Origin of the sequence: Streptomyces sp. RKAG290 (assembly GCF_023701695.1) — a bacterium.
In the GTDB taxonomy this organism is placed as follows: Bacteria; Actinomycetota; Actinomycetes; order Streptomycetales; family Streptomycetaceae; genus Streptomyces.
The window spans coordinates 1177653-1203386 of record NZ_JAJOZC010000001.1; the positions used below are offsets into that span (position 1 = coordinate 1177653).

General features: G+C 70.1%; 20 protein-coding genes. 15 read left to right on the forward strand and 5 right to left on the reverse strand.

Annotated elements, in window-relative coordinates; genetic code table 11:
* Positions 1 to 86: 86 nt before the first annotated feature.
* On the reverse strand, positions 87 to 1493 hold the full coding sequence (locus tag LNW71_RS05060; RefSeq protein ID WP_250967134.1) for a lipase family protein: 1407 nt from the start codon (positions 1491 to 1493) through the stop codon (positions 87 to 89).
* A 362-nt stretch (positions 1494 to 1855) separates the two neighbouring features.
* On the opposite strand from LNW71_RS05060, the gene LNW71_RS05065 reads away from it, so the two are divergent.
* The 4 genes from LNW71_RS05065 to LNW71_RS05080 all read left to right on the forward strand — a co-directional run bounded on the left by LNW71_RS05065 (position 1856) and on the right by LNW71_RS05080 (position 9107).
* Entirely contained in the window at positions 1856 to 5869 is a 4014-nt protein-coding gene (locus LNW71_RS05065) for a family 78 glycoside hydrolase catalytic domain (RefSeq protein ID WP_250967135.1), read from the forward strand.
* Between the two features lie 189 nt (positions 5870 to 6058).
* On the forward strand, positions 6059 to 6874 hold the full coding sequence (locus LNW71_RS05070) for an SAM-dependent methyltransferase (RefSeq protein ID WP_250967136.1): 816 nt from the start codon (positions 6059 to 6061) through the stop codon (positions 6872 to 6874).
* Positions 6875 to 7099: 225 nt separating this feature from the next.
* Complete coding sequence (locus LNW71_RS05075; RefSeq protein WP_250967137.1) at positions 7100 to 7510, forward strand: nuclear transport factor 2 family protein; 411 nt, start codon at positions 7100 to 7102, stop codon at positions 7508 to 7510.
* A 121-nt stretch (positions 7511 to 7631) separates the two neighbouring features.
* Positions 7632 to 9107 (forward strand): hypothetical protein, encoded by a 1476-nt coding sequence (locus LNW71_RS05080; protein ID WP_250967138.1) that lies wholly within the window; start codon positions 7632 to 7634, stop codon positions 9105 to 9107.
* A gap of 169 nt (positions 9108 to 9276) precedes the next feature.
* Here the strand turns inward: LNW71_RS05080 and LNW71_RS05085 are convergent, their stop codons facing one another.
* The 4 genes from LNW71_RS05085 to LNW71_RS05100 form a co-directional block, all read right to left on the reverse strand.
* On the reverse strand, positions 9277 to 10824 hold the full coding sequence (locus tag LNW71_RS05085; protein ID WP_250967139.1) for a pectate lyase: 1548 nt from the start codon (positions 10822 to 10824) through the stop codon (positions 9277 to 9279).
* A gap of 1140 nt (positions 10825 to 11964) precedes the next feature.
* Positions 11965 to 12660, reverse strand: coding sequence for a type 1 glutamine amidotransferase domain-containing protein (locus LNW71_RS05090; protein WP_250967140.1), 696 nt, complete (start codon positions 12658 to 12660; stop codon positions 11965 to 11967).
* 321 nt (positions 12661 to 12981) lie between these two features.
* Positions 12982 to 14226: an ATP-grasp domain-containing protein gene (locus tag LNW71_RS05095; protein ID WP_250967141.1), complete on the reverse strand. Its 1245-nt coding sequence runs from the start codon at positions 14224 to 14226 to the stop codon at positions 12982 to 12984.
* The gene (locus tag LNW71_RS05100) at positions 14165 to 15421 is read right to left on the reverse strand and encodes an MFS transporter (RefSeq protein WP_250967142.1); all 1257 of its coding nucleotides are present in this window, start codon (positions 15419 to 15421) and stop codon (positions 14165 to 14167) included. Before LNW71_RS05100 ends, LNW71_RS05095 begins: the two co-directional genes overlap by 62 nt.
* Before the next feature lie 786 nt (positions 15422 to 16207).
* On the opposite strand from LNW71_RS05100, the gene LNW71_RS05105 reads away from it, so the two are divergent.
* The 11 genes from LNW71_RS05105 to LNW71_RS05155 are packed head-to-tail and all read left to right on the forward strand — an operon-like array spanning position 16208 to position 25733.
* Positions 16208 to 16966, forward strand: coding sequence for a hypothetical protein (locus LNW71_RS05105; protein WP_250967143.1), 759 nt, complete (start codon positions 16208 to 16210; stop codon positions 16964 to 16966).
* Entirely contained in the window at positions 16963 to 17373 is a 411-nt protein-coding gene (locus tag LNW71_RS05110) for a hypothetical protein (RefSeq protein WP_250967144.1), read from the forward strand. The genes LNW71_RS05105 and LNW71_RS05110 overlap by 4 nt, the downstream gene beginning before the upstream one ends.
* Complete coding sequence (locus LNW71_RS05115) at positions 17366 to 18463, forward strand: branched-chain amino acid aminotransferase (RefSeq protein ID WP_250967145.1); 1098 nt, start codon at positions 17366 to 17368, stop codon at positions 18461 to 18463. The genes LNW71_RS05110 and LNW71_RS05115 overlap by 8 nt, the downstream gene beginning before the upstream one ends.
* On the forward strand, positions 18460 to 19065 hold the full coding sequence (locus LNW71_RS05120) for a bacilysin biosynthesis protein BacA (RefSeq protein ID WP_250967146.1): 606 nt from the start codon (positions 18460 to 18462) through the stop codon (positions 19063 to 19065). The genes LNW71_RS05115 and LNW71_RS05120 overlap by 4 nt, the downstream gene beginning before the upstream one ends.
* Positions 19059 to 20258, forward strand: coding sequence for an ATP-grasp domain-containing protein (locus tag LNW71_RS05125; RefSeq protein ID WP_250967147.1), 1200 nt, complete (start codon positions 19059 to 19061; stop codon positions 20256 to 20258). Before LNW71_RS05120 ends, LNW71_RS05125 begins: the two co-directional genes overlap by 7 nt.
* Positions 20259 to 20307: 49 nt before the next feature.
* Positions 20308 to 21390 (forward strand): aminotransferase class IV, encoded by a 1083-nt coding sequence (locus LNW71_RS05130; protein WP_250967148.1) that lies wholly within the window; start codon positions 20308 to 20310, stop codon positions 21388 to 21390.
* A 14-nt stretch (positions 21391 to 21404) separates the two neighbouring features.
* Positions 21405 to 21719, forward strand: coding sequence for a ferredoxin family protein (locus LNW71_RS05135; RefSeq protein ID WP_250967149.1), 315 nt, complete (start codon positions 21405 to 21407; stop codon positions 21717 to 21719).
* 23 nt (positions 21720 to 21742) lie between these two features.
* Positions 21743 to 23278, forward strand: coding sequence for a coproporphyrinogen-III oxidase family protein (locus tag LNW71_RS05140; protein WP_250967150.1), 1536 nt, complete (start codon positions 21743 to 21745; stop codon positions 23276 to 23278).
* Between the two features lie 7 nt (positions 23279 to 23285).
* The gene (locus tag LNW71_RS05145) at positions 23286 to 23567 is read left to right on the forward strand and encodes a phosphopantetheine-binding protein (protein ID WP_250967151.1); all 282 of its coding nucleotides are present in this window, start codon (positions 23286 to 23288) and stop codon (positions 23565 to 23567) included.
* 19 nt (positions 23568 to 23586) lie between these two features.
* Complete coding sequence (locus LNW71_RS05150; protein WP_250967152.1) at positions 23587 to 24150, forward strand: alpha/beta hydrolase; 564 nt, start codon at positions 23587 to 23589, stop codon at positions 24148 to 24150.
* A complete protein-coding gene (locus tag LNW71_RS05155; RefSeq protein ID WP_250967153.1) occupies positions 24147 to 25733 on the forward strand; it encodes an amino acid adenylation domain-containing protein in 1587 nt (528 codons plus the stop codon). Before LNW71_RS05150 ends, LNW71_RS05155 begins: the two co-directional genes overlap by 4 nt.
* The last annotated feature ends 1 nt before the right edge of the window (position 25734 follow it).

Here is a 25734-nt window from a genome sequence, read left to right on the forward strand (position 1 = left end):
CGAGCCGGCCGGGGCCGGCCGGGCACCGAACAGCACCGCTCCCACCTGGCGGGCGCGGCCCGGTGGGAGCGGAGGTACCGGGCCGGTCAGGGCTGGACGGGCATGGTCCAGCAGTTGGAGGTGGCCGCCCGGCCCGAGAGCCGGTCGGTCAGCCACGAGATGGCATCGCCCTGGTCGGTGATGAGCGGCACCACATGGTTGGTGAGGAGCTTGTCGCCGAGGTTGGGCAGGACGATGGCGTCGTAGGTGATGTTGGCGCCCTTGCGGCACCAGTCCACGGCCAGTTGGCGGGCCTGTCCGTGGGGCACGATGTCGTCCTGGACGCCGGTCGCCAGACGCACCGGACCGGCGGGCTTGAGATTGCCGATGCGCTGCTTGTCGAGCGCGGCCTGCGCACGCGGCTCGGCCGCGATGATGTCGCCGATGGACTTGCCGTCGTTGGTCCACTTGGTGCTCTTGGCGAAGCCGTAGCCGAGGATCGCGTCGCCGACGCACATGGTCGACGCGTCCTTCAGCGCCGCCTTGCCGACTCCGTTGATGTTGGCCTCGACGACGTTCCTCAGGTCGGGGTCGGCCTGGGCGAATCCGTTGATCGACCAGGCCAGCGCACCGGCGAGGGCGCTGCCGTCGATGCCCTTCATGACCGCGGTCAGGTCGGCGGGCGGAGCGCCGGCGTAGGTCCCGGCCAGCTGGACGTCCGGGGCGTAGGAGGGCTGCAGTTCGGCGGCCGCGGCACTGGCCCCGCCGCCCTGGCTGTAGCCGTACAGGCCGGTGCGGGAGCCGGGGGTGATGGACGCGCCGGGCACGGCGTGCGCGGCGCGGGCCGCGTCCAGCAGGGCGTGCCCCTCGTCGACACGGTTGACGTAGGTGTGCAGCCGGTCGGTCGCGCCGAGTCCGACGTAGTCGGTGACGACGACCGCGGTGCCGGCGCTGAGCAGGCGGTAGATCGCCAGGGCCTCGTAACCGACCGAGACCGTCTCGCCGTTCAGGGTCAGCGGGTACTGAAGTGCCATCGAGGGCGCGCACTGGTCGCCCTGCCCCATCGTGCCCGCGGCCACCGCCACCAACGGTCGCGGACCACCGCCCTTCCAGGCGGCCGACGGTTCGATGTAGGCACCGGTCACCGCGACGGGCTGCCCGTTCGAGTCGGTGGACCTGTACATCAGCCGGGTGGCCGTGCCCGGCATGGCCCGGCCGTCAAGACCCGGGATGCTCAGCCCCAGGGGCAACGCCTCCTGGCGGATCAACGCACCGTTCGCGGCAGGTAGTTCGGCCGGCGGCGTGTAGAAGGCGGGGATGGTCACACCCCGGGAGACCACGGGCTCCGCCCCGTCGGCGGCGGTGGCGGGTACGGCGTACCCGCCGACACAGGCCGCCGCCGTCACGGCGACGGCGAGCACTCGGACAGCGCCGGGACGTTGCCGGCGGGTGGGGGAAGTCCCCGAGTGCGTCGTACTGAAGGTGGAACGCGAACGGGTGCTCTTGCGGCTCACAGCTCACTCCTCGCTCTGCTCCGAATGCAGGTGAGCGCAAGCTAGCAGCGGCACTTACCGGAGGTAACCCGTGAATAAGTTACGCTGTGGTAACTATCCGGTCGGCCCAGGCCCGGGCCGCAGGGCGGCTTCATCCGGCCCCTCCCGACGGCCTCCCCGACCCCTCCCCCACGGCCGAACGGCGCACCCCTCGGCGGCCGGAGCGGAGCCCTCGCACCGGCCCGCACGGAGCTCCCGCGGCCGGCCGCTTCACCCGAGGGCAGCGGAGAGTGCGCCCCGGACCCTTGCCCCTCACCCCGGCGCGGGGTAAAAAGTGCCACGGTCGATTGAAACGTTTTTATCGAGGCCGAGGGGACAGCCCTGTGACACCGTTCAGGCGCCGAAGAGGCCGCCGGAGGCCGTACACCGCCCTGCTCTGCGCGGTCGTCGCGAGCACGCTCGGCGCCCCCGCCGGCGCCGCCGCGGCGCCCGTTCCGCCGCCGGGCCGCGAGCACAGCGCACTCGCGCCCACACACCTGCGTGCCGACGGGATCGACGGCACCGACAGCCGGTCCACGGGCGTACTCGTCGGCGAGCCCAGGCCCACACTCTCCTGGACCGTGAACGACTCGGCGCGCGCCGAAGCGCAGACCGGCTACCAGATACGCGTCGAACCCGCGCGGACCGGACACGGCGGCGAGCGGACCCCCGGCTGGGACTCGGGCCGGGTGGCCTCGGACAACTCCACCGACGTCGCGTACGCGGGACCCCCGCTCGAAGCCGACCACACCTACACCTGGTCGGTCCGGACCTGGAACAGGCAGGGAGAGCCGTCCCGTTGGTCGGCATCCGCCTCGTTCGACGTCGGGCTGCTCACGCCCTCGGACTGGTCGGCGTGGTGGCTGCAGGTCGACGACGGCGCGCTCATCCGTGCTGACATCGATGTCAAGAAGCCTGTCGCCCGGGCTCGGCTGTACTTCGCCGCGCAGGGAATCGTCGAACCGCACCTGAACGGCGAGCGGGTCGAGCCCGCCGAGGTCCTGGACTCGTCCGTCACCGACTACGACACGCGCGTGCTCTACCGCTCGCTCGACGTCACCGGGCAACTGCACAAGGGACGCAACGCGCTCGCGTTCATGGCGGGCAAGGGGCCGTTCAGCGGCCGGCCCACCTTCGTCGCTCAGCTCGAAGTCACCTACACCGACGGCTCCGTGGCGAAGTTCGGCACCGACACGTCCTGGACGACGGCGGCGGGCCCGGTGACCGGGGACGACTTCTACTACGGCGAGACCTACGACGCGCGAAAGGCGGTGCCCGGCTGGGACACGGCCGGCTTCGACGAGGACTCGTGGGGCGCCGCGCACGCGGTGGCACCGGCCTCGCACCCGTCGAGCCTGGCTCAGGGCAGGCCGGTCACCGCGCTGGACTCGACGGACAGCTCCGGCTGGTCACGCGCCGCGCTCACCGACGGCACGGACGGCTCCACCGACTCCTCGCAGGGCTACCACTCGAAGGCCGCCGCCACCGCCGACACCATCAAGTGGGTGCAGACCGACCTCGGCTCGGACCGGCACATACGACAGATCAGGCTCTTCCCCGCCCGGCCGACGAACGACCCGGCGGGTGACCTGGTGGGCGCCGGATTCCCGGTGCGCTACCGGGTCCAGGTCAGCGACGACCCGGCCTTCCCGGACGCCGCGACCACCACCGTCGCCGACCGCACCGGCACAGATCAAGGCGGTCGCGGCACCGCACCGGTGGAGCTGACGGCCGACACCACCGGCAGATACGTCCGGGTCACCGCCACCAAGCTGGCCTGCGCCGGCGAGAACTGCACGTTCCGTCTCGCCGAACTCGGCGTCTACGGGGCAAAGCCCGCTCTCACGTACGACGCGATCTCCCGGTTGGAGGCGGACACCACACCGCCGACCCGTGTGGTCAGGACACTCACCCCCGTCAAGGAGACCCGTCCCGCGGCAGGACAGCGGGTCCTCGACTTCGGCCAGAACTACAGCGGCTGGGTGACGATCCGGGCCACCGCGCCGGCCGGCAAGACCGTACACATCAAGAAGGGCGAGATCCTCGACGCGAGCGGACACGTGACGACCTCCAACATCAGCTTCTCCGCCGCCGATCCGCCCCGGCAGACGGACCACTACACCTTCAGCGGGTCCGGGACCGAGACGTACGCGCCGCACTTCTCCTACGCCGGCTTCCGGTACGCCGAGCTGACCGGACTGCCGGACGATGCCCGGGTGACCGTCACCGCGCAGGTGGTCCACAGCGACGTCGCGACGACGGGACGGTTCAGCACATCCGACGCGACACTCAACAAGATCCAGGGCGCGCTCACCCGGACCCAGCTCAACAACCTCCAGACGATGCCGCTGGACTGCCCGACCCGGGAGAAGCACGGCTGGCTCGGTGACGCCGGTGACACCGATCAGGAGGCGATGAGCAACTTCGACCTGCAGTCGTTCTACGCGAAGTGGCTCGGCGACGTCGTGACCAGCCAGAACGCGGACGGCAGCGTCCCGTCCGTGGCCCCGGCCAACGGCGGTCAGAACGACTGGAAGACCGATCCCGCCTGGGGCTCGGCGTTTCCGCAGATCATCTGGGACACCTACACCCGGTACGGCAGCACCGCCCCCATCACCACCGACTACGCGCGGGTGAAGGCCTGGGTGGACTACCTCGGCACCATCAGCGACGCCGACCACGTCATCGTCGACTCCCCCATCTCATGGGGTGACGACTGGCAGGCCACGGTCAGCACGCCCCACGCGTACTTCCAGACCGGGTCCTATTTCCTCGACGCCGGGCTGCTCGCCAAGATGGCGGCGGTCATGGGCAACTCCGCCGACGAGCAGCGCTACGGCGCCCTGGCCGACCGGATCGCCGAGGGGTTCACCAAGCGCTACTACGACGCGGACACGGGTGTGTACGGCACCGGCACGCAGCTGTCGTACGCGATGCCCCTGGCGCTCGGCCTCGTGCCGGCGGCCCGCGAGCAGGCCACCCTCGCCAAGCTGGTCCAGGACATCCACGCGCACGACGACCACGTCACCACCGGGTTCGTCGGCACGCAGTACGTGTTCGAGGCGCTGGGGAAGTACCACCGCAACGACGTGGCGCTCGCCGTGGCGACGCGCACCGACTACCCGAGCTTCGGCTACATGGTGAACCAGGGACCGGGCACCATCTGGGAGAAGTGGAACAACTCCGCTCAGCCGGACGGGACTTCGTCGAAGGACCACATCGGGCTCGCCGGCTCGATCGGCCAGTGGTTCTACCAGGAGCTCGCCGGCATCCAGCCGGGCAGCACCGGCTCCGGCTACCGCACCCTCACCCTCGCGCCCGACGTGGTCGGCGATCTGACCTCGGCCTCGGGGCGGCAGCGGACCGTGCGCGGCACGGTGGAGAGCTCCTGGCGACGTGACGGCAATACCCTGACGTACCACGCCGTGGTGCCGGTCGGCTCGACCGCGACCATCGAGCTGCCACTGCTCGGGGGCAAGGGGTCGGTGGTGCGCGAGAGCGGGCGTACGGTCTACGACTCCGGCCGGCCCGCCCCGGCCGACGACGGGCTGATTGTCAAAAAGGCCACCGACGACGCGCTCACGCTGACGGCCGGTTCCGGTGACTACACGTTCACCGTGCTCCCGCCGCGCACCCCGTTCACCCGCCTCGCGCTGACCGCGCGCAGCGTGGAGCCCATCGCCCCGGGCAAGAGCGGGGACATCGGCGCCGTGCTCCGGGAACGTTCGACCGGCGGCGGCTCCGCGACGGTCGGTGCGACACTGCCCGCCGGCTGGACGGCAACCGCGGCACCGGCCCGGATCCCGCTCACCCCCGCCACCTCGGACGTCCGCACCACCCTGCGGATCACCGTTCCGGACGACGCGGCCAGTGGGACCTATCCCGTGACGGTGAACGTGCGCGCCCCGGACGGCACACGGGAAGAGACGACCGTGTCGGTTCCCGTGGCCGGCGCTCTCCCGGCCGGCACCACCGCGGCGGCGTCGAGCGAGCACGCGTCCAACGTCGTCGACGGCGCGACACGCACCTACGTGGCCGCCAACGCCGTCGACGGGAATCCGGCGACGTTCTGGAACGACGACACGCAGGGGCAGTACCCCGACACGCTCACCGTCACCACACCGTCCCCGGTCACCCTGCACGGCATCGGCCTCACCTCGGTCTCCGACGGCGTGCCGACCGACTTCACCGTGCAGGCCTGGGACGGTTCGCAGTGGGTGACGGCGGCTACCGTGGCGCACAACTCCGTTGCCGAGCGGTGGATCCCGTTCGACTCCGCCGTGACGACCGCAAAGGTGCGGGTGGTCGTCACCGGCACCCAGGACGGATTCACCAGGATCGCCGGGATCAGCGGCTGACAGCTCGGGTGAGTACGCGGCGAAAGGCCCGGGCGGCGGTGCGGGCCGGTCCAGGTGCTCCCGGTGCTTCCCGTGCTTCCGGTGCTTCCGGTGCTTCCGGTGCTTCCCGTGCTTGCGCGCCGATCGCACAACTTCCCTATCCTTGGGGCGAGCTGATCATCCACTGCCTCACGCACCCTGGAGTTCGCCATGTCCCGGCCGGAGAACGACGCCACCTCGCTGCACATCGACACCAGCAAGCCTCATCCCGCCCGGATGTACGACTGGTTCCTCGGCGGCAAGGACAACTACCCGGTGGACGAGGCGCTGGGCCGGCAGATGCTTGCCGTCGAACCCGGTGTACCGGTGATGGCGAAGGTGAACCGGGCCTTCATGCACCGCGCGACCCGCTGGCTGACAGGCCAGGGAGTGCGGCAGTTCCTCGACATCGGGACCGGCATACCCACGGAGCCCAACCTCCACCAGGTGGCCCAGCGGGCCGCACCCGCCACCCGGGTCGTCTACTGCGACAACGACCCGATCGTCCTGGCCCACGCCGAAGCGCTGCTGAAGGGCACCCCGGAGGGCGTCATCGACTACGTGCAGGCCGATGCGCGGGACGTCGAAGCCATCCTCGAACAGGCAGGCAAGACACTGGACTTCAGCCGGCCGGTCGCACTCTCGCTGATCTCCCTGCTGCATTTCGTGAGCGACGAGGACGGCGCCTACGCGCTGGTGAGCAAGCTGACCGACGTACTGGCGCCGGGCAGCCATCTGGTGATCTCGCACCTGACCGCCGACTTCCATCCGGAGGAGGCCCGCCAGGTGGACGAGATGTACAAGGCCAACACGCTCACGCTGGCGCCGCGCAACCGCGAACAGTTCTCCGCCTTCTTCGACGGACTCGCCATCGTCGAACCGGGCATCGTGGCCGCCGAGGCCTGGCACCCCGAGCTCGGCGAACCGGTTCCCGGCCAGGACGACATCATCAGCGCGGGATACGTGGCTGTGGGCCGCAAGCCGTAGCCGGCGCCTGCGCGTGTCCACCGTGCGGTGCGACCTGCCGGGGGCGCGGCAACGCCGTGCGGTCGGGTGGCGTCCGTACTCGGGCCGTGGGTGCGGGCAGGCCGGCCTGGGGTTATGCCGATCCGCTCTGAGCTCCTCGAAAACAGGTCTTTCCCTTGCGGGGCGTGCCGCTCCTACGGTTCAGGGGTCGGGAAGATCCGGCTTCACGAGAGGAACGATGCAGCGATGACCACCACCGACCCCCGCACCGTCGTACTGCGCTACTTCGACGCCCTGGCCGCCGGCGACCAGGAGACGATACGGGAGAGCTGGAGCGAGGACGGCACCTGCTGGTACGGCGGCGACCTTCCGATCTCCGGCACCTGGCGTGGCCGTGACCAGGTGATCGACGGCTTCCTGGCTACCGCCTTCGCCCATCTCGACCCGGACCAGGAGATCGGCATCAAGGTCACGAACGTCTTCGGCGAGGGCGAACAGGTGCTCGTGGAATGGGACTCGTGGGCCACCGGCCGGACGGGCAGGCCCTACCGGGAGAAGAACATCGGCGTCTTCGTCGTACGGGACGGAAGGATCGCCGCGATGCGCGAGTACGCCGATACGCAGCACTGGGAACGCGCACTCGTCACCCCCACCTGAGCGGCGGCCCGCCGGCGCGCCCGGGCCGGCGCACCGCACCCCAGGGGCCGGTGCACCCGCACGTCATCCCGGCGCCACCCGGGCCGGTTGCTCGCCCGGCACCTCGTTAGGGTTCGGCCGTATGACCGACCGCGTCCTGCGACTCCTGCGCACCCGCCCCGACCTGGCGGGACTGGCAGCCTTCCCGTTCAACTTCGATGTGGGACGGGCGTACCACGTCGAGGAGGTGCACCTGGCCTCCGGTGCCTCGCTGGAGCCGATCGCGGGCGACGACACCGGCGGCACGTACTTCCTCTGCGGGGGGACGGCCGTGCTCCACGCCTCCTCCGAGGGCGACGCCGTACTGCTCGCCGACAGTGTCGGGGAAGCGCTCGAGGTGCTCGTCCGGCTGCCCGAATGGTGCGAGGACCTCACCGCCGAGCTGGACGAGGAGGGTCTGCTCGCGCAAGTACGTGCCGCGGACGACGAGGCGCGGGAGGAGTTCGCCCCCGAACTGGACGCGCAGCGAGCGGCGTTGATCACCGGTCTTGGTCTGCCGGAGCGGCCGCTGACCGAGCTTCTCGCCCTGTCGCAGTCGGCTGCGGGCCGCACCGATCCGGACCACGTCCTGCTCAACTCCCACGAGCTCTGCGCCTACCGGCTCGACGAACCCTTCCGGCGGCCGCTGCGCGATGTCGTGCTCGGCCCGGGACGGGAGGCGCTGGATCGGTTGCGTTCCGGCGACCCCGCCGCGCGGGAGGCGGCGGCTGCGGATCCGGTGCTACGGGCGGGGGTGCTACGGGCGGCACAGTACGACCGCCGGGGTGACGACCTGCCGCTGCTGCGCTTCCTGCTGGAGCGGGAGGACGCGACGCGGACCGAGTGGTTCGAGGAGCGCCTGCTGGCCGCGGTGCTGGTGGCGTCGCACGGGCGGGACGCGGACGTGCCCCTGCTGCGGTCGGCCACGTCCGGCCAGGTCACCGACAGCGCAGGAGCCGTGAAGTGGGCCCGCGCCGAGGAGATGAAGCGGTACGGGCGCGAGGTGGCCGCCGCCGGCGAGTTCACCTGGATTGAGCTGGCACGCCGACAGGGCCGGATCGAGCACGCCCGGGTGGCCCTCATCCGCATGCTGGACGACACCGGCCCGGACGCCGACCGGCTCAGGGAACTGAGCCGCGCACTGGAGCGCATCGGCGACCACGCCCAGGCGGCCCGCGCCCAGTTCAACCTCCTCTCGCTTCAGGACACGGCATGGGACCGGGCCTCGGAGGCGTACGTCCTCGCCCGTCTGGAGCGCCGCAAGGGCGACCTCGCGGCAGCGGGGCGAGCGCTGGAGCGGGCCAGGGCCGCGGTCGGCGCCGGTGGCACCGCGGCGGAGGAAGCCGTGTCCCAGTGGCACCGCCGGGGACTCGGCCGGCTGATCACGGAGCAGCATCTGGAACTGACGCTCGCCGCGGCACAGACGGGTGACGCGGAACTCGCGCGGACGACGATGGCGCACTCCAGGCTCCTGCTGGGCGCGATCCGCAAGGAGTCGGCGAAGGCGCTCAGCGGGCTGTCCTCGCGGGCGAAGTGGGCGGTGTCCGGGCTCGCCCGCCGGGCGCCTGACACCCCCTGATTGCGCGGGTCGGGGGCGGCCGGCCCGGCCGGCGGAAGCCGCTGGTTGCCACGGGGTGATCGCATCGCCGCAGGAAGCCGGGCCCCTGCGCGGTGCGCGCGGGGCCCGGCTGTACCGGGCCGTTCCGTACGGAGCATCGGGCTCACCGGATGATCCGTACGGAGCACCATCAGCCGGCGTACGTCTCGTACTCCGCGATCCTCGGTGTACCGGTCGAGCCGGTGATCTCGAACGTGATCTTGCGCAGGGAGGTCCGGGGGAACGTGATGACTCCCGCCCCGCTGCCGGAGGTCAGGACGGCCCCGGTGTCGCCGTTGACGACCCGCCAGGATCCGATGCCGCCCGTGGCGCCGGCCGCTTCCCGGATGTTGATCCTGGACACCGCGGTGGCGGAGCCCCACTTGATCGAGAGGGACCCGGTCGCCCCGGCCGGTGACCAGTAGGTGCTCATGTCACCGTCCCGCACGTTGCCGAAGCTCGTCCCGGCGGCCTTGCCGGAGCCGTCGGAGCCGGCGCCGATGCTGAGGTTGGTCCCGCTGGGCTGCGTCGGGTCCGGTGTGGGATCGGTCGGGTCCGGCGTCGGGTCGGTCGGCGGGTCCGTCGGCGTCTGCGGCGTGCAGTTGCCGTCCGACACCTTCAGTCCCTTGCCGGCCCCTGCCGTCTGGGCCACGATGCCCGGTACGCAACTGGCGTCATCCAGGCTGTACGCGTAGGGAATGCTGACCGTGGTGTTCGACTGCGGGTTGGGACCCGCGGGGTTGTTCTCGCTGCCGGGGGCGGACCATGTCACGTTGTCGAACGTGTTGCCGCTGACCTGCCAGTAGCCTGCCGCATCGGTGTAGAAGGTGCCCAGGACGTCCTTGGAGTCCTTGAAGTAGTTGCTGTCCACCTTCGCGCGGGCCCCTGCCCGGGAGTTGATGCCGGACTCGTTGAGCTTCACGTAGTAGTTGTTGTAGATGTGGGCGATGCCGCCACGCAGCAGGGGGGTGCGGGAGTCGAGGTTCTCGTACAGGTTGTGGTGGAACGTGACGAAGCCGTTGGAGAGCTCGGTCTCACTGGAACCGATGAGCCCACCGCGTCCGGAGTTGCGCAGGGTGCTGTAGGACAGGGTGACGTACTGGGTGTTGTCCTTCATGTCGAAGAGGCCGTCGAACCCCTCCGACTCCCCTCCCGATGCCTCCAGGCTGGTGTGATCGACCCACACGTTGCGGACGTCGCTCTCCATGCCGATGGCGTCGCCGCCGTTGGACGTGGGCGAGCCGGACTTCTTGACGTTCCGGACGGTCACGTTCTGGATGATGATGTTGCTGGACTGACGTATGTGGATGCCCAGTTGGTCGAACACCGCTCCACTGCCGACGCCGACCAGCGTGACGTTGCTGATCTGCTTGAGCTCGATGACGCCGGCGGCTGTGTTGCAGCTGTCGCCCGACACCTTGGCGGTGTTGGCGTGGTTGATGGTCCCCTCGACCTCGATGACGATCGGGGTACTGCTGCTGGCCCGGCCGCAAAGGGCCGCATGGATCGCGGTCCCCGTGGTGGCCCGCACCGTCTGCCCGCCCGCACCACCGGTGGTCCCGCCGTTCTGGGTGGCGTACCCGGTGGCACCACCGGTCGCCGCCGATGCCTCGGGCATCGTCAGGACCGCGCCGGTCGCGGCCGCCAGGGCCATCGTGGCCAGTGCCGCACAGAGTCGCATCGCGACTGGTCGTCTCATCTGCCTTTGTCTCCCGATTCGTCTTGGAGCTCCGGGTGCTGCCGCTGCATAGTGCGGTGGTGCCAGTGGGCCGTCCGGGCTGCTGACCTGCCGCCAGCAAGCTCTTGTCGGCCCCGCCATGGACGTTCTGCTCGATGCGATCGGGCGTACGCCGTCCGCCCGATGCCGAGTCGACATGCTGGATGAAGCCCTGCGCCGAACCAATGGCGGCTCAGGCGCGAGGGCGCGCCGGGTGCCGCGACAGTCACTTCCGCCGGGGCGAGACCCCTCAATGGAGAAAGCGCTTTCTGGACGCAGACAATAGGGCGGCGGCGGCCGGGCTGACAAGGCTCGTGCAGCGTGCGAAATATGTCCGTCCGAGCGGCCTGCGACAGCGCCCCCGCGTTTTCGGAGCGTCGGTCCCGGCCAGCGCGCCGAGCCTGCCGGAGAAACCGACCCCCACCCATTAGGCACCCCGCTCCTGTTCGGGATCTTGGTCGGGGGCGCCACGCACGAGGGAAGCACCTCGCTGCCACGGCCGCCGGAGAGTGACCCCAACCCCGTTGCATTGCAACGGGGTTGGGTGTGCCGAGTGACCGTCGAGAAGTACCGGCGAACGCCGGAGGGGTGGGCCGGCGGCGCGACACCGGACGGAATTCGACAGCGATTCACGGCTGGACTCAATTCGAGCACCAGTGGAAACGCCCCTGCGGCAGCACTGTCACCAGGCTCCCGCCACAGCGACAAATATGCGCAGCTCAGGCCGCCTGGAACAGTGCCGATGACAGTTCACATACTTGGCGGCGGAAAGGAGTCAGGACCGACAGAGCCACCCCGTGTTGCGCGCATACACGGAAGGCCGTCGCCAGGGCCGATCGCGAATTCCCGGACCTTTGAGCTTCTGGGCTTCTGGACTTCTGGACTTCTGGACTGCATTCGAGCAAGTCCGAACCGGCTCGGTCGCAGAGTCTGCGGCATGGCGACGAAGTCCATCACACCGGCGTCGATCCCTACGAGCACAGGCGAAGTCCGCTCCCCCGCCCTCTACTTCGGCGTGAAGCCGCAGCCCGAGGTGGGGAGCAGGGCCGCCGACTTCCAGGCAGGAGTGCCCGCGATGTCACGCAGTCACACGGGCGGCTTCGGGTTCAGACCGACGAGGGCTCAGGCGAGCTTCTTCAGGAGTTCGACGGCGAGCAGGGCGGACGAGGCGGGGTTCTGGCCGGTGACGACATTGCGGTCGACCTGGACGTGCGGCGCCCACGGCTCGCCCACCTCGACCTTCAGACCGGCTTCGGTGAGCCGGTCCTGCAGCAGCCACCTCGCCGTCTCGACGTTGCCGGCCAACTGCTCCTCGGTGTTGCTGAATGCGGTGATCCGGTAGCCGGCGTAGGCGTTGGTGCCGTCCTCCTTGAGCGCGGCCAGCAGTGCGGCCGGGCCGTGGCACACCACGCCCACCGGCAGGCCGGACTCGACCGCCTGAGCGAGGATGCGACCGGAGTCGGCGTCGACCGCCAGGTCCTCCATCGGGCCCTGGCCGCCGGGAACGTACACCGCGTCGAAGTCCCCCGCCCGCACCTCGGAGAGAGCCAGCGGGTTGCGCAACTCCGCGGCACCTTCCACCACGGCCCGGACGGCGGCAGCGTTCTCCTCACCGCCGTTGGCCTGGGCACTGAGGCTGGCCCGGTCCGCCGGCGGCACCACGCCCCCCGGAGTGGCCACGGTGATCTCGTGGCCCGCGGCCTTGAACGCCCGGTAGGGGGTGACCGCCTCGTCGGCCCAGAAGCCGGTGCTCTTCTTGCTCCCGTCGGCCAGCGTCCGCTGGTCAGCGCCGGTCATCACAAAAAGGATCTTCGCCATGTGCTCTCCTGGAGGGGTTCCGGCCTGCACGGTCGCCTCCCGCGATGGGGGCCGTCGCCGGGCGGCGCCGCGGCGACAACCACGACGTTAGACCCGCATGCCATAGGAGACCCAATACGGCTGCCGATTCCCGCCATCGGAAAACCGATGTGCCCGGAGGCCATGTCGCCCGGCCTTGAAGAACGGTCGCCCGAGTCCTCGTACGACGTCGGCGGGCAGTTCCCGGCGCATGCCGGCCTGAACCCACTGCGCGGCAGCCTGCCCGTACGTACTGAGGCCCTGCGGGGGCACCGGCCGCCCGCAGGGTCTCAGTACGTACGGTCAGCCGGCCGACTCCGTACCGGCGGCCTTCTCGGGCGTGACGGGCTCGACACGTATGGAAGAGAAGGCGTCCCGGAAGAAGCGGTCGAGCTCGGCCGAGTCGCCGGGGCCGACGATGCCTGCCAGCGGGATGTCGGTGTCCGCGTAGCTGAGCACCGTCTTGATCGGCTCGTCCTCGGGACGCTGGCTCCACCGGTGGACGAGCGGGCTCTCGCGGAACGCCGCTTCGCCCTCGATCCGGCAGTACTCGGCGCCGAGCTTGTGGCTCGGCCAGACGAACCAGCCGTAGCGGGAGCCGTCGCCCTGGGGCCAGGACAGGTTCTCGGCGTCCGCACCACCGGTGACCAACTGCAGGTACCGGGAGGGCAGGTGCACTCCGGTGGCGAGCTCGAAGGTGTCCACCACGTCGGCGCCGCCGAAGCGGGCGCCGACCTCCAGGAACACCAGCCCGTCCGGGGTCTCGATGCCTTCGAGGTGGAAGAGGCTGGTGGTGATGGAGACGGCGGCAAGGCACTCCGCGGTCCAGCGGCTCAGCTCCGGGGTCAGCTCGATCTGCACCGAGCCGAGCGGCGATCCCTGCGCGTATCCCAGGCAGGTGCCGACGTAGCGGCTGGCCTGGATCGCCATGGGCTTGCCGTCGATCAGCATGCCGTCCACGTGGATGATGGGTCCGGTGACGAACTCCTCGACCTCGAAGCCCTCCTGCTCGGCGCCTTCGGGCACCCCGGCCTCGCGGACCGCCGCCAGGGCCGCGTCCGCCGTCGGGTAGGTGTGGACGTTCAGACTCGCCGCGCCGTCCAGCGGCTTGAGCACCGTCTCGCCCGACCAGGGCAGCCCGCCGGGTCCGGCTGCGAGCGCCTCGGTCAGGGACAGGAACCGGGGCACCCGCAGACCCGCCGCGGCGACCGCGGCCTTCATGACCACCTTGTCGCGCCAGGGCAGAATGTCCTCCTCCCGGTCGCCGGGCACGCCGAGGGCCGCCCGCACCCGGGCACCGGCGATCAGGTCGAACTCGGACAGCGCGAGCACCATGTCGAAGGCGGGGAGCCCAGTGACGGCGGCCAGCACCTCCTGGGTGAGGTCGCCGGTGTCGGGACGCTCGATGCGCGTGCAGCGAAGGTCGGACGGGAGGGTGGCCAGCCGGTCCGCAGGGCCGACGTAGGTGACGTCGTGTGCCGCGTGATCAATTCCGTTCGCGTGCCGGATCATTTTGTCCGTGACTCGGTGCAGGATCAGGATGCGCATGATAGTTCCTCAGACGGGCGAGAAGCGGTATGAGTAGGACGGCGACGCAGACGGAGCCGATGACGGAACCCAGAGCGATGCTCTGAGGGCTGAAGGACGTAGTGAAGAGGGTCACCAGGAGCCCGGCTATCGGCAGGGACAGCTGGTTCAGGAGAATGATGATGGCGATCGTTTTCGCGAAGTGCTCGCGCGGAATTCTCCTGACACGCTCCGTGCGGATCACGACATTGACGAATCCGACCATCCCGAGCAGGATCGCGTAGCTCACCGCGTACTGGGTGAAGGTGTTCGCCAGGCCGACTCCGATGCCGCCCAGGCAGATCAGGGAGTAGGACGTCATCAGGGCGGCGAACGGATTCAGCCGCTTCATCAGGCTCGGGACGGCGAAGAACGTCAGGATGCCGACGATGCCGGCTCCGGCACTCAACGCGGCGTAGTACTTGTCCGGTTGGTCGAAGACGCCCACGGTGGTGGCGGCGCTGGTGGCCATGCCGACACCGACCATGAGGTTGACCGTCATGGTCAGTCCGACCAGGCCCAGGATCGCGGGCAGCTTGAGCAGGGTCGTCACGCCCTCGCCTATGCCGGTGACCACCGAATGGACCGTGGTCCGTTCGGCCGTGTTCCCGGCGAGTGCCTCGGCCCGGAGCCAGCGGCGCAGGGACAGGGTGTTGAGCGTGGTCAGCCCGTACACCACACCGATCACCGCGAGCAGGCTGGTGGTCGGCATCGCGGCGGCGAGCAGCGCGGCGAGCACCGGGCCCACCACCTCGCTGGTCTGCTCCGTCCCCTGGATGATCGACTGCGCCCGGACCATCTGGTCCATGGGAACGAACCGCGGGAGCGTGGCCTCAAGGGCGACGTACGACTGCGCGCCGGCCACCGACATGCCGGCGGCCAGCACGCACAGGGTGAAGAACTTCCCTTCGGGCATCAGGAGCATCAGGGCGAACACGGTCAGCGCCAGCGCGGAGCGGAAGATGTCCGAGCCTGTGTACAGGATGTAGCTGCGTATTCGGTCCGCGAACACCCCGGCCACGGGCAGGAAGATCACGCGGGGAAGCCATTCGACAAGGAAGATCAGGCCGGTTTGCGACGCACTACCCGTCAATTTGAAGGCAAGCAGTGGAATGGCGAACAGGAGGAATTGGTCGCCGAGCGCGGCCAGTCCACGACCGGCCACGAAACGCGCCACCTGAGGGGCCGGCATATAGGAGTGTCCCGGCAGTCCCGCACCGACGCCGCCGAGTTCCCCGTCCCCGCCGGAGGTCTCGATCGCGCTCTCCCTCTCGTCGTGGCTCATGCTCCCCCATGCTTCATGTCACCAAGCTCGATGAACGGGCTATTGATTTTCATGATCGGCCGAAAAGACGAAGCCGTGACCATACCTGCGATACGGGACGGTGGCGACCGCGCCAAGGGTCAATTGCGGCTCGCTGTTCGGTGCGGGCCACGGCCGATGAGGGGCCGGCGGCGTGCCGGCGGGGGTTGCGGCTGAGCGGATCATGGCCGACCTCCCCGACCTGCTCATACGCGACCGGCCTCCACGCACCGCACCTCGCACCACCAAGTGCCCCCGCCCCAGCCAACGGAGTCGAAGGCCAACAGGCCCCGGCTGCCGCCTCGTTCACCCGTACCGTCGTGCTTCACAGACTCCCGCCCGAGGCCGTCCCACCCGCGCCCCTCGCTCGCAGGGTGGTGCCAGAATATACGGCCCGCCCCGATCCACCCCAGGCTTCCGCGCATCTGCACGCCTCGGGGCAAGCGTGGTCGCCAAGAGGAAGTTGCCAGGTGTCAACATCTGAACACCCCTTGCCTGGCGGGGAGTCGGGAGCTAACTTCCGAGATCGGATACTTCAGGTGCGGAGCCGGGGAGGCACGTTCCGCCGGGAAGTCTCATCTGGGCCACTTACATGGGGGTGTTGTGGGTCCGCGTACCGTTGCCAAACTTCTGGAGTTCGAGCAGAACGCCGTCCCTGCGGTGAACCGTCTCCGGCAGTTGCGGAGCGAGGCTCGCGGCGGCTCACCGGGCGGCTCCGACGAGGAGATACGTCTCGCTGTCGACGCCGTCTGCGCCGCCGTCGAGGGCCTGCAGGGCCTGATGACGGCACGTCAAATAGTCGCTACCTGCGCCGATCTGAGGACCTGGCAGGCAGCTGGCTGCGAGGGTGTGCCGCACTTCGACAGCACCCGGGACGCGGTGCCGGCACCCGAGGACGGCGAGGCCGCCGCCTTCGTGGGGCCAGTGACCCTTCCCAACAGCGACCGGCACGATGTCCACATCGAGGCGTTCTCGGTGATCCGCGAGGACCCGGACAGCACCCCGCTGCTCCAGGCCACCTACCCGCACCCCAAGGCCGTCTTCCAGTCGACCCGGCTGCTCTCCGCCTCCCGCGGTCTGCGGGAGGGCAACTGCGTGGTCTTCTTCCCCGAGAACATCCCGGCCGCCACGCGCTGCACGGACCAGAACTTCGCCTGGTTCTTCTTCAACCGGCACACCGAGATATACGCCCACACCCTGGCGATCACGGAGCGCCTGTGCGGGCCCGGTTCGCCCTTCGCGGGCGAGGACGAGCTCGTCTCCGCGGACGTCGGGGCGGAGGACACCTACCAGGCGCGCTGTGTCTGGGGTACATGCACGACTACTTCCACCACACCGGCCCGCGCCCCCTCGACCAGCACCTGGCGATCAAGACGACCTGGCGGCCGGGGCTCCTGGAGGAGCTCAAGGTCGACATGAAGTCGGCGATCGCCTGCTTCGAGGAGAAGGTGCCCTACGGCGAGATCGTGTTCGAGTACATCCTGCTGGAGCGGCTGTTGCGCTACCCGGCGCAGCCCGAGCCGCTGCGCAACTTCGACGCCGGCACCGGCTTCGCACTGGGCACCTGGCTCGCCTCGCAGGGGCTGTTCACCCGGGACGACCAGGGGCCCAGCGTCCTCGGAACGAAGGCCCGGATCGTCGAGTCGGTACGTGAACTCGTGCGTCTGATCGAGGAGATCGAGGCCACGGAGGACGACGCCGCCTACCGGTCCGGCGCCGTGGACTTCCTCTTCGGGACGCTGCTGCGCCGCCCGGAGGCCGAGCCCGACCGCTACGGCGGCCCCCTCGCGCCGCTCGACCTGTGGGGCTCCGAGGTCCATGTCTGAGCCGCGCAGCGCTGAGGAGATCGAAGCGATCCTCAAGGACCCGGGCTTCTGTCGCCACTCCACCGGGCGCACCGCCGTCGTCGACTGGGATGCCGAGGCAGGCTGGTCCGAGCCACGCGTCGAGCCCTGGTCCGATCTGGTGATGGACCCGGCCACGCTCGGACTCCATTACGGCCAGGCGGTGTTCGAGGGCCTGAAGGCATTCCGTTCCGCGGACGGATCGGTGCACCTGTTCCGGCCCGAGGACCATGGGCGGCGCCTGGCCAGGTCCGCCGCACGGCTCGCGATGGCCGAGATGCCCGCCCCGCTGTTCTCCCGGGCATGTGCCGCGCTGGTCGCGGCCGACGAGCGATGGGTGCCGGGCGGCTACGGGCAGAGCCTCTATCTGCGGCCGCTGCTCATCGCCACCGAGCCCGACCTGGGGCTCCGGCCGTCGAAGCGCTACCGGTGCGTGATCCTGGCCTACCCCGCGGACCCGTGTTTCGGGGCCGACTTCCGTCCGCTGTCGGTGACCACGTCGACCGAGACCGTGCGGGCGGTGCGCGGCGGCACCGGCGAGGCCAAGTGCGCCGGCAACTACGCCGCCGGCCTCCTCACCCGTACCGAGGCGCAGGCGGCCGGGTATGACGAGGTGCTGTGGCTCGACGGGCTGGAGCGGAGCCGGATCGAGGAGCTCAGCACCATGAACGTCTTCCTCGTCTGGCGTGACGGGGCGCAGACACGGGTGACGACCCCGCCCTGCGACGGAACCATCGTCCGTGGCCTGACCCGCGACTCGCTGCTGACCCTGGCCGTGGACCGGGGTATCGCGGTCGCGCAGGAGCACACCACGATCGACGCGGTGCGCTCCGGCCTCCGCTCCGGAGAGCTGGCAGAGGTGTTCGCCTGCGGCACGGCCGGTGTCGTGGTCCCGGTGGGCCGGCTCGGTATCGGCGGCGAGGACATGACCGTCGGCGACGGAGGGGAGGGCCCGATGACCGCGCTGCTGCGGAACAGCCTGCTCGACGTCCAGCACAGACGTACGCCCGACACGCATGGCTGGCTTCGGACCCTCACATGGGCCGATGAGAACGGGGGACGACGCATATGAACGACACCAGTACGGCCTTGAAGAGCGACCGGGAGCCCGCCCTGTCGAGGGTCACCGTGATCCACACCCTGGGCCCTTCGGGCACCAACCTGGAGAAGGCCGCCCACCATTGGCTCGCGGAGCGGGGCGTCGCCGGGAAGGTGGTGCTCCACACCGAGGTGGAGGACGGCCTCGACGCGATGGCCTTCGACGGCACCGAGGCCATCCTCGCCTGCGCCGTCTACCCCCGGCTGCACGACCTCGTCTTCAGGAACCTGCACCGCCTGGAGATGGCCGACAGCTTCATCATCGACACCCACGACATGGTCCTGGCCGGGCGTCAGGACCACGCCGCCATGGCCACGATCGTCAGCCACCCGGCCCCCAGCAGCCTGGTGGCCGAGCTCGGCGACGTCACGCTGACCAGCAGCAACTCGCGTGCCGCGGCACTGTGCGCCGCCGGGAAGTACGACGCCTGCGTGACGACCGGGCCCGCCGCCGCGACCGAGGGGCTGCGGCTGATCAAGAACTTCGGCCCGGTGCCGATGATCTTCACTCTGCACGTCGGCCGGACCCCCGGTGACGACACCCGCAGCGGCACAGGGATCGGAAGCGCATGTTGATCGTCGTCCAGCCCCTGTCCGCCGGCGTCCGGCTCACCGCCCGGATGGTGGCCGCCGGGGTCCCCTGCCTCGTACCGACCCAGTTCCCCGAGCTGCTGCCGCCCGAGGTGCACTCCGGCGCGACCGTCGTCGACTGGCACCCCGACGCGGGTGTGGCCGGGCTGCTCCGCCTGGTCGAGAAGGCCGTCGCGGAGACCGGGGCCGCGCCCACCGGCGTCGTCGCCGGCTTCGAGTACGCGGTGCCGGAGGCCGCCGAACTGGCCCGGAAGCTCGGGCTGCCCGCGCTCGGCGCGGGTGCGGCCGAGGCCGTGCGGCAGAAGGACGTCATGCGGCGGCGGTGCGAGGAGCGCGCGGTCGCCTTCCCACGCTCGGTCACGGTCGGCCCCGGCGACACGGGCCCCTGTCCGCTGCCGTTCCCGGTGGTGGTCAAGCCGGTCGACTGCGGCGGCAGCCTGCTGGTGAGCCTCTGCCACGACCAGGAGGAGTACGCGCGGGCCTGCGCGGCCGTGCACGACCCCGGCGAGGACGTGAAGTTCCACCCGAACCCGCGCCGGACCGCCCAGGTCGAGGAGTACGTGGAGGGCCCTGAGTTCTCCCTCGACGGCTGGGTCGACGCCGACGGCCCGCACCTCGCGAGCGTCACCACCAAGTTCCTCTCCGCCCCGCCGGACTTCTTCGAGATGGGCCACATCGCCACCGCGCCGGAGCGTTCGCCGCACGGCGAGGTCCTGGAGCGGTTCGCCCGCGAAGTCGTGGCCGCTTTCGACCTCACGGTGGGCCCGTTCCACATCGAGACCCGGATCGTCCGCGACCGCGGCCCCGTCCTGATCGAGGTGGGTGCCCGGCTCGCCGGCGACAACATCCCCGAACTGGTGCTCGCCGGGCCCGGCGTGGACCTGTGCGCCGCCACGGCCGACGCCGCGCGCGGGGTGCGGCACGACTCCGGCGCGCTGTCACCGGTGAGCGCGGGTCTCGCGTTCGTCACCACCGACCGGCCCGGCACCTTCGCCGGAACGCTCCCCGGTATCGACGCCTTCACGCAGGCGGCGGAGTTCCGCGGCCTCCTGCCGGAGGCGGAACCGGGGCGGAGCTCGACCCGGGCGACATTTTCAGCAACCGGGTCGCCCGTATCCACTTCGAGGGCGACCTTGACCGGGTCGAGGGCCTCGTCGCCTCGGTCCTCGCAGACGTGAGGGTCGACGTCGACGGCGTCGGCCACCAGGACAAGGAAGGTGCCCGCGCATGAGCAATGAACTGACCGTCACCCCCACGACCACCCCGCGCCCACGGCCCGAAGCGGACGGGGCGGCCGGGCCCGTGCTCACCGATCACGCGTTCTTCATGCGGACTGGCAAGCGGCGCGGCTGGCGGGGGCAGACTGTGGCGGACCGGGACAGCATCCCGGCGCTGCGGCCCACGGCCGCCGCCGTGCTCGCCGGCCAGACGGTCGTCGACGAGTTCGCCGCGTACCGGCTCGCGGACGGCACGGTCGCCGTGTTCCGCCCCGACAGCCACATCAAGCGGCTGAACAACGGTGCCCGCCGGCTCGCGATGCCGCAGGTCGACTTCGACCGGGTGTGGAGTTCGGTCCGGGCGCTGGTCGAGCTGGACGAGGGCTGGCTGCCGCAGGACGCGGGGGCTTCCATGCGGCTGCGGGCGGTGCTCGCAGCCGACGGCGCGGCGCTGGCCGCCGGGCCCGCGGACGACTGCCTCTTCTACGTGCTCGGGTCGGTGTCGGCCGTGACGGAGGCGAAGCCGCTGAAGGCCATGACCCTGGACGGGTACGTGCGGGCCTGGCCCGGCGGCACCGGTGACGTGAAAGCGGTGGGCGGAATCGCGGCGGGCGTGGTGCCCGGCGAGATCGCCGACAACTACGGCAACGACCACGTGCTGTGGCTCGACGGGCCACAGGGGCGCTTCGTGCAGCAGATCGGCGAGCTGAACGCGTTCTTCGTGATCGACGGCGTGCTGACCACACCCGCGCTCGACCGCACCGTGCTGCCCGGCATCACCCGCGACTCCGTCGTGAAGCTGGCCCGGGACGCGGGGACCCCCGTCGTCGAGCGGCCGGTGGAACTCGCCGAGGTCCTCAAGGGTGTTGCCGACGGCTCCGTCACCGAGGCCTTCGCCACCGGCACGGCCACCGGGGTGTCACCGGTGGTCTCCCTCGGCCACCAGGGCGAGGAGTACCGGCTCCGGTCGCAGGAGGCCGGACCGGTGACCGCCCGCTTCCGCGACCTGCTGGACGGCATCCACCGGGGCGAGTCCATCGACCGGTTCGGCTGGATGCGCCGGATCACCGAAGTGGCGCCCGTACACGCCTGAGGGAGGAGAGAACCATGGCGTATGTCGTCACCGACGAATGCGTAGGCTGCAAGTACACCGACTGTGTGGACGTCTGCCCCGTGAGCTGTTTCCACGAGGGTCCCGAGATGCTCTACATCGACCCCGAGGAATGCATCGACTGCAACGCGTGCGTTGCCGAGTGCCCGCCCGAGGCGATCTGGGCGGACATCGACCTGCCGGAGGACAAGCTCCAGTGGATCGAGATCAACGGCGAGATGAGCAACAAGTACCCGGTCATCTTCGAGAGCCGGGGCACCAAGGGCGAGCCCGTCGAGGCCCCCGCCGAGCCTTCCAGCCAGCCTTCCTGACCCAAAGAGCGGGAGCCTAGGTCATGACGACCCACGTCGAGAACCCCTTCATGCTGGGCCTCGACTCGAACTTCTATCTGAAGGACGAGTTCGAGAGCCCCGAGAAGCGCACCAACGTCACCTGGTTCTACCCGAAGATCTGCGCCTTCCAGGACGCCCTCGACTCCGAGGGCAAGAAGGCGGAGTACTTCTCGTTCCTGGACCGCCAGTCCCACCCGGAGCAGACCGACATCCTGCTCTACTTCCACATCCCGTTCTGCGAGGCCTTCTGCAATTTCTGCGCCTGCTTCAAGGAGTCGGCGGCGAAGTACCAGGGCGAGCGGCAGAAGCGGTTCGTCCAGGCGATGGTCAAGGAGATCCAGCGCAACGCCCGCTCGAAGTACTTCGAGGGGACGAAGGTCAAGTACGTCCAGTTCGGCGGCGGTACGCCGTCCGCCCTGGAGCAGGAGTCGATGGCCACCATCCTGGAGGCCGTCCACCGGGAGTTCGACCTGAGCGAGGTCGACGGCATATCCCTGGAGGGCAGCCCGCTGGGGCTCTCCAAGGACGGCTACATCGAGATGCTGAAGTCGCTCGGCATCACCCGCATCTCCTTCGGCGTACAGACCCTCGACGAGGACATCCGCCGCAAGCTCACCATCAAGGCCAGCGTCGAACAGGTCCACCAGACCGCCGAGAACATCCGCAAGGCCGGCATCCGCACCTTCGCCCTGGACCTCATGTACAACCTGCCGGGGCAGGACGACGAAGTCCTGGCCCGGGACCTGGAGGGCATCTGCGGCGAGCTGCGCCCCAGCTTCGTGCAGACGTACCGCTTCAACCAGTGGGAGGGCACCCGCCTCGACCAGCAGATCCGGGCCGGCAAGGTCGCCGAGGTGAAGCCGTCGGGCGCCATCGAGCGGGACCAGTACCGGCAGATCAAGGACGGTCTGGCCGCGTACGGCTACGACAAGCAGCTCCTGATCAACTTCTTCACCCACCTCGACGACGCGGGCGAGATCGGCCTCAACCACGCCTGCGGCGGCAACGGCTACCGCGCCAGCTACACCCTCGGCATCGGTCCGGCCGCCGAGAACTACATGGGCGAGCGCAGCTACCGCAACCACACCGACGTCGAGCGGTGGATGCGGGAGGTCGACGAAGGCATCATCCCGATCGAGCAGGGCCGCATCTGCTCCGAGGACGAGGTCGAGAACCGGGTCATGGTCTTCTTCCCGGTCTTCGGAAGTGTCCACAAGGCCGACGTCGCCAACTTTGAGAAGTACCGCCGCGAGGTGGACTGGCTGGTCGAAGGGGGCTACGCGATCGAGACCGACGAGGACCTGACCCTCACCGAGGTCGGCCGGGAGAACGCCGGCAACATCGCCTTCCTCTTCTACTCGGACGAGGAGAAGGCCCGCGCCCGGCGCACGATGTACCTGTCGCTGAAGAACAAGCGCAACCCCTTCCACCAGGACGCGCAGAACATCCCGCGCACCCCGCTCTTCCTCCAGACCCGCCCGAAGTCGGCGGAGGAGATCACCAAGGAGAGCACCTCCGCCAAGCCTGAGGGGAGCTGAACGGCCGGTGGATGCCCGTAAGACCCAGAAGGAGATCGAGGACGATCTCCGTGGGGTGATCGCCCATATCTTTCCGGGGCAGCTGGTCGAACTCGACTCCGACACACCGCTGTTCAACGGCGGCCTGTCGCTCAACTCGACCCAGATGATCGAACTGACCCTGGGTTTCGAGACGTTCTACGACATCGAGCTCGAACCCGAGCTGCTGACGACGGAGAACTTCGCGACCCTGGGTTCCCTCGCCGGTCTCCTGGAGGAACTCCTCGAAGATGAGGTGTCCCCTGTCTGAGATCCGTTCGGACGTGCGCGTGGTGCTGATCCACGGGAACGCCGGAGCGAGCGTCGAGGGCATCTGGTTCCCGTATCTCAAGCGGGAACTGGAGGCCCTCGGCGCCGAGGTGGTGGCCGAGACCTTCCCCGACCCCATCAAGGGCCGGATGCGGTACTGGCTGCCCTACCTCACCGACGTCATCCGCCCGGACGACAGGACAGTCATCGTCGGCCACTCGTCCGGCGCGCTGGCCGCCTTCCGGTACGCCGAGAAGGCGCCGCTCCTCGGCACCTTCGCCGTCGCCGGCCACCACCACGACTGCGGCTTCGAACTGGAGCGGCGCAGCGGCTTCTTCGACACCCCGTGGGACTGGGGCGCGATCCGCGCCAACCAGTCGTTCATCGAGCAGTTCCACTCGAAGGACGATCCCTGGGTGCCCTTCGATGTCGCCGAGGAACTGCACGAGCTGACCGGGAGCACCTTCAACGCCATGGACGGGATGGGCCACTTCGGCTCGTACGACCAGCAGATGGACACCTTCCCGGAGCTGCTGGAAACGATCCGCCGCCGCCTCGACGGGACCCGCCTGGAGGAACGATGAACGTCATGCTCGCCGACGAGCTGCTCGAGCGGCGGCGGGACAGCGCGGCCACGGCCGTCGTGGACCTGGAGAGCGGCGAGCAGGTCTCCTACCGGACCCTCGCCCGGCGCGTCCAGGCCCTGACCGACCTCCTCGCCGGGCTCGGCGTGGGCCGGGGCGGCACCGTCGCGATGGTGATGGACAAGTCCGCCGCCTCGGTGGCCGTCATGTGGGCCACGCTGCGGCTCGGCGCCCGCTACGTGCCGCTGGACGAGTCGCTGCCGGCGGCCCGGATCGCGCTGCTGCTCGGCACGTGCGCGCCCACGGCCACCCTGATCCAGCCCGCCTACCGGGAACTGCTCGACGGCGCGCCGGCCGGGACGGTGGTCACGGTGGGCGTGGACCCCGTCGCCGCCGGCACCGGCTGGGACCCCTCGGCCGAGGCCGAGCCGAGGCCGGCCGGTGTGGCGGGACGGAGCCCCGACGACCACGCGTACGTCGTCTTCACCTCCGGCTCGACCGGGTCGCCCAAGGGCGTCGTGATCAGCCACCGGTCGATGTGCGCCCTGCTGGCCGGGGTGCAGGAGACCGTCGGCTTCGAGGAAGGCATGCGCTTCCTCAATGTGGCGCCGCTCTTCTTCGACGCCTCCGTCGTGGATCTGTGGTCGACGTTCCTGGTCGGCGGCAGCGTCCATCTGCTGCCCAGGCTGCGCATGCCCACCCAGGTCACCCGGGCCGTCGAGGAGTGGCGGATCACCGACACGCTGCTCGTGCCGTCCGTGATCCGGATGCTGGTGAGCCGGTTCAGCGACGCCGGGCGGCGCGACCTCGGCTCGCTGCGGCGGCTGTGGTTCGGCGGCGAGTCGTGCCCGGTGTCGGTCCTGGAGGCGTTCTCCGCCCTCGTGCCGGGACTGCGGTACGTGCACGGGTACGGGCCCACCGAGACCACGCACAGCGCCACGCTCTTCCTCACCGACGCCCCGGGCAAGGACGGCGAGGAGTTCCTGCCCATCGGCCATCCACTGCCGGCCGTCGACGTGCTCGTCGTGGACGACGAGCTGCGGCCGGTGCGGGACGGCGAGACCGGCGAACTCCTCATCGGCGGACCGCAGGTGATGGTGGGCTACTGCGGCGAGCCGGAGCGCACCGCCCGGTCCGTCGTCGAGCTCCCGGCCGGCGCCGGGGGCCGGTACTACCGCTCCGGCGACTACGTGCGCCGGCGGCCCGAGGACGGCGCCCTGGTCTTCCTGGGGCGCCGCGACGACGCCCTGAAGATCAACGGCAACCTCGTCCACCTCTCCGAGGTGGAAGCGGCGACGCTGGCCGTGGGCGGGGGGACGGACTGCTGCGCGGTCCCGGTGGCCCACCCGCTGACCGGCCGCGCGATCATGCTCTTCGTCCTGGGCCGGCCGGACGGCGACACGGGCCTGCGCGAGGAGGAGCTGCGCCGCGAGCTCGCGCTGCGGCTGCCCGACTACATGCTGCCGGCCCGCATCGAGTTCCTGGCCGACGGGGACGTGAGCCTGACGCCGTCCGGCAAGCTCGACCGCGACCGGCTGCGCGCGAGGGCGGACGCGACCGGAAAGGGAGCGGAGTCCCGTTGAC

Bases quoted from the DNA above. Each gene is read 5' to 3' on its own strand.
- LNW71_RS05070 (WP_250967136.1), top strand. From the start codon at position 6,059: ATGTCCCGGCCGGAGAACGACGCCACCTCGCTGCACATCGACACCAGC.
- LNW71_RS05075 (WP_250967137.1), top strand. From the start codon at position 7,100: ATGACCACCACCGACCCCCGCACCGTCGTACTGCGCTACTTCGACGCC.
- LNW71_RS05080 (WP_250967138.1), top strand. From the start codon at position 7,632: ATGACCGACCGCGTCCTGCGACTCCTGCGCACCCGCCCCGACCTGGCG.
- LNW71_RS05085 (WP_250967139.1), bottom strand. From the start codon at position 10,824: ATGAGACGACCAGTCGCGATGCGACTCTGTGCGGCACTGGCCACGATG.
- LNW71_RS05090 (WP_250967140.1), bottom strand. From the start codon at position 12,660: ATGGCGAAGATCCTTTTTGTGATGACCGGCGCTGACCAGCGGACGCTG.
- LNW71_RS05095 (WP_250967141.1), bottom strand. From the start codon at position 14,226: ATGCGCATCCTGATCCTGCACCGAGTCACGGACAAAATGATCCGGCAC.
- LNW71_RS05110 (WP_250967144.1), top strand. From the start codon at position 16,963: ATGAAGTCGGCGATCGCCTGCTTCGAGGAGAAGGTGCCCTACGGCGAG.
- LNW71_RS05115 (WP_250967145.1), top strand. From the start codon at position 17,366: ATGTCTGAGCCGCGCAGCGCTGAGGAGATCGAAGCGATCCTCAAGGAC.
- LNW71_RS05120 (WP_250967146.1), top strand. From the start codon at position 18,460: ATGAACGACACCAGTACGGCCTTGAAGAGCGACCGGGAGCCCGCCCTG.
- LNW71_RS05125 (WP_250967147.1), top strand. From the start codon at position 19,059: ATGTTGATCGTCGTCCAGCCCCTGTCCGCCGGCGTCCGGCTCACCGCC.
- LNW71_RS05130 (WP_250967148.1), top strand. From the start codon at position 20,308: ATGAGCAATGAACTGACCGTCACCCCCACGACCACCCCGCGCCCACGG.
- LNW71_RS05135 (WP_250967149.1), top strand. From the start codon at position 21,405: ATGGCGTATGTCGTCACCGACGAATGCGTAGGCTGCAAGTACACCGAC.
- LNW71_RS05140 (WP_250967150.1), top strand. From the start codon at position 21,743: ATGACGACCCACGTCGAGAACCCCTTCATGCTGGGCCTCGACTCGAAC.
- LNW71_RS05155 (WP_250967153.1), top strand. From the start codon at position 24,147: ATGAACGTCATGCTCGCCGACGAGCTGCTCGAGCGGCGGCGGGACAGC.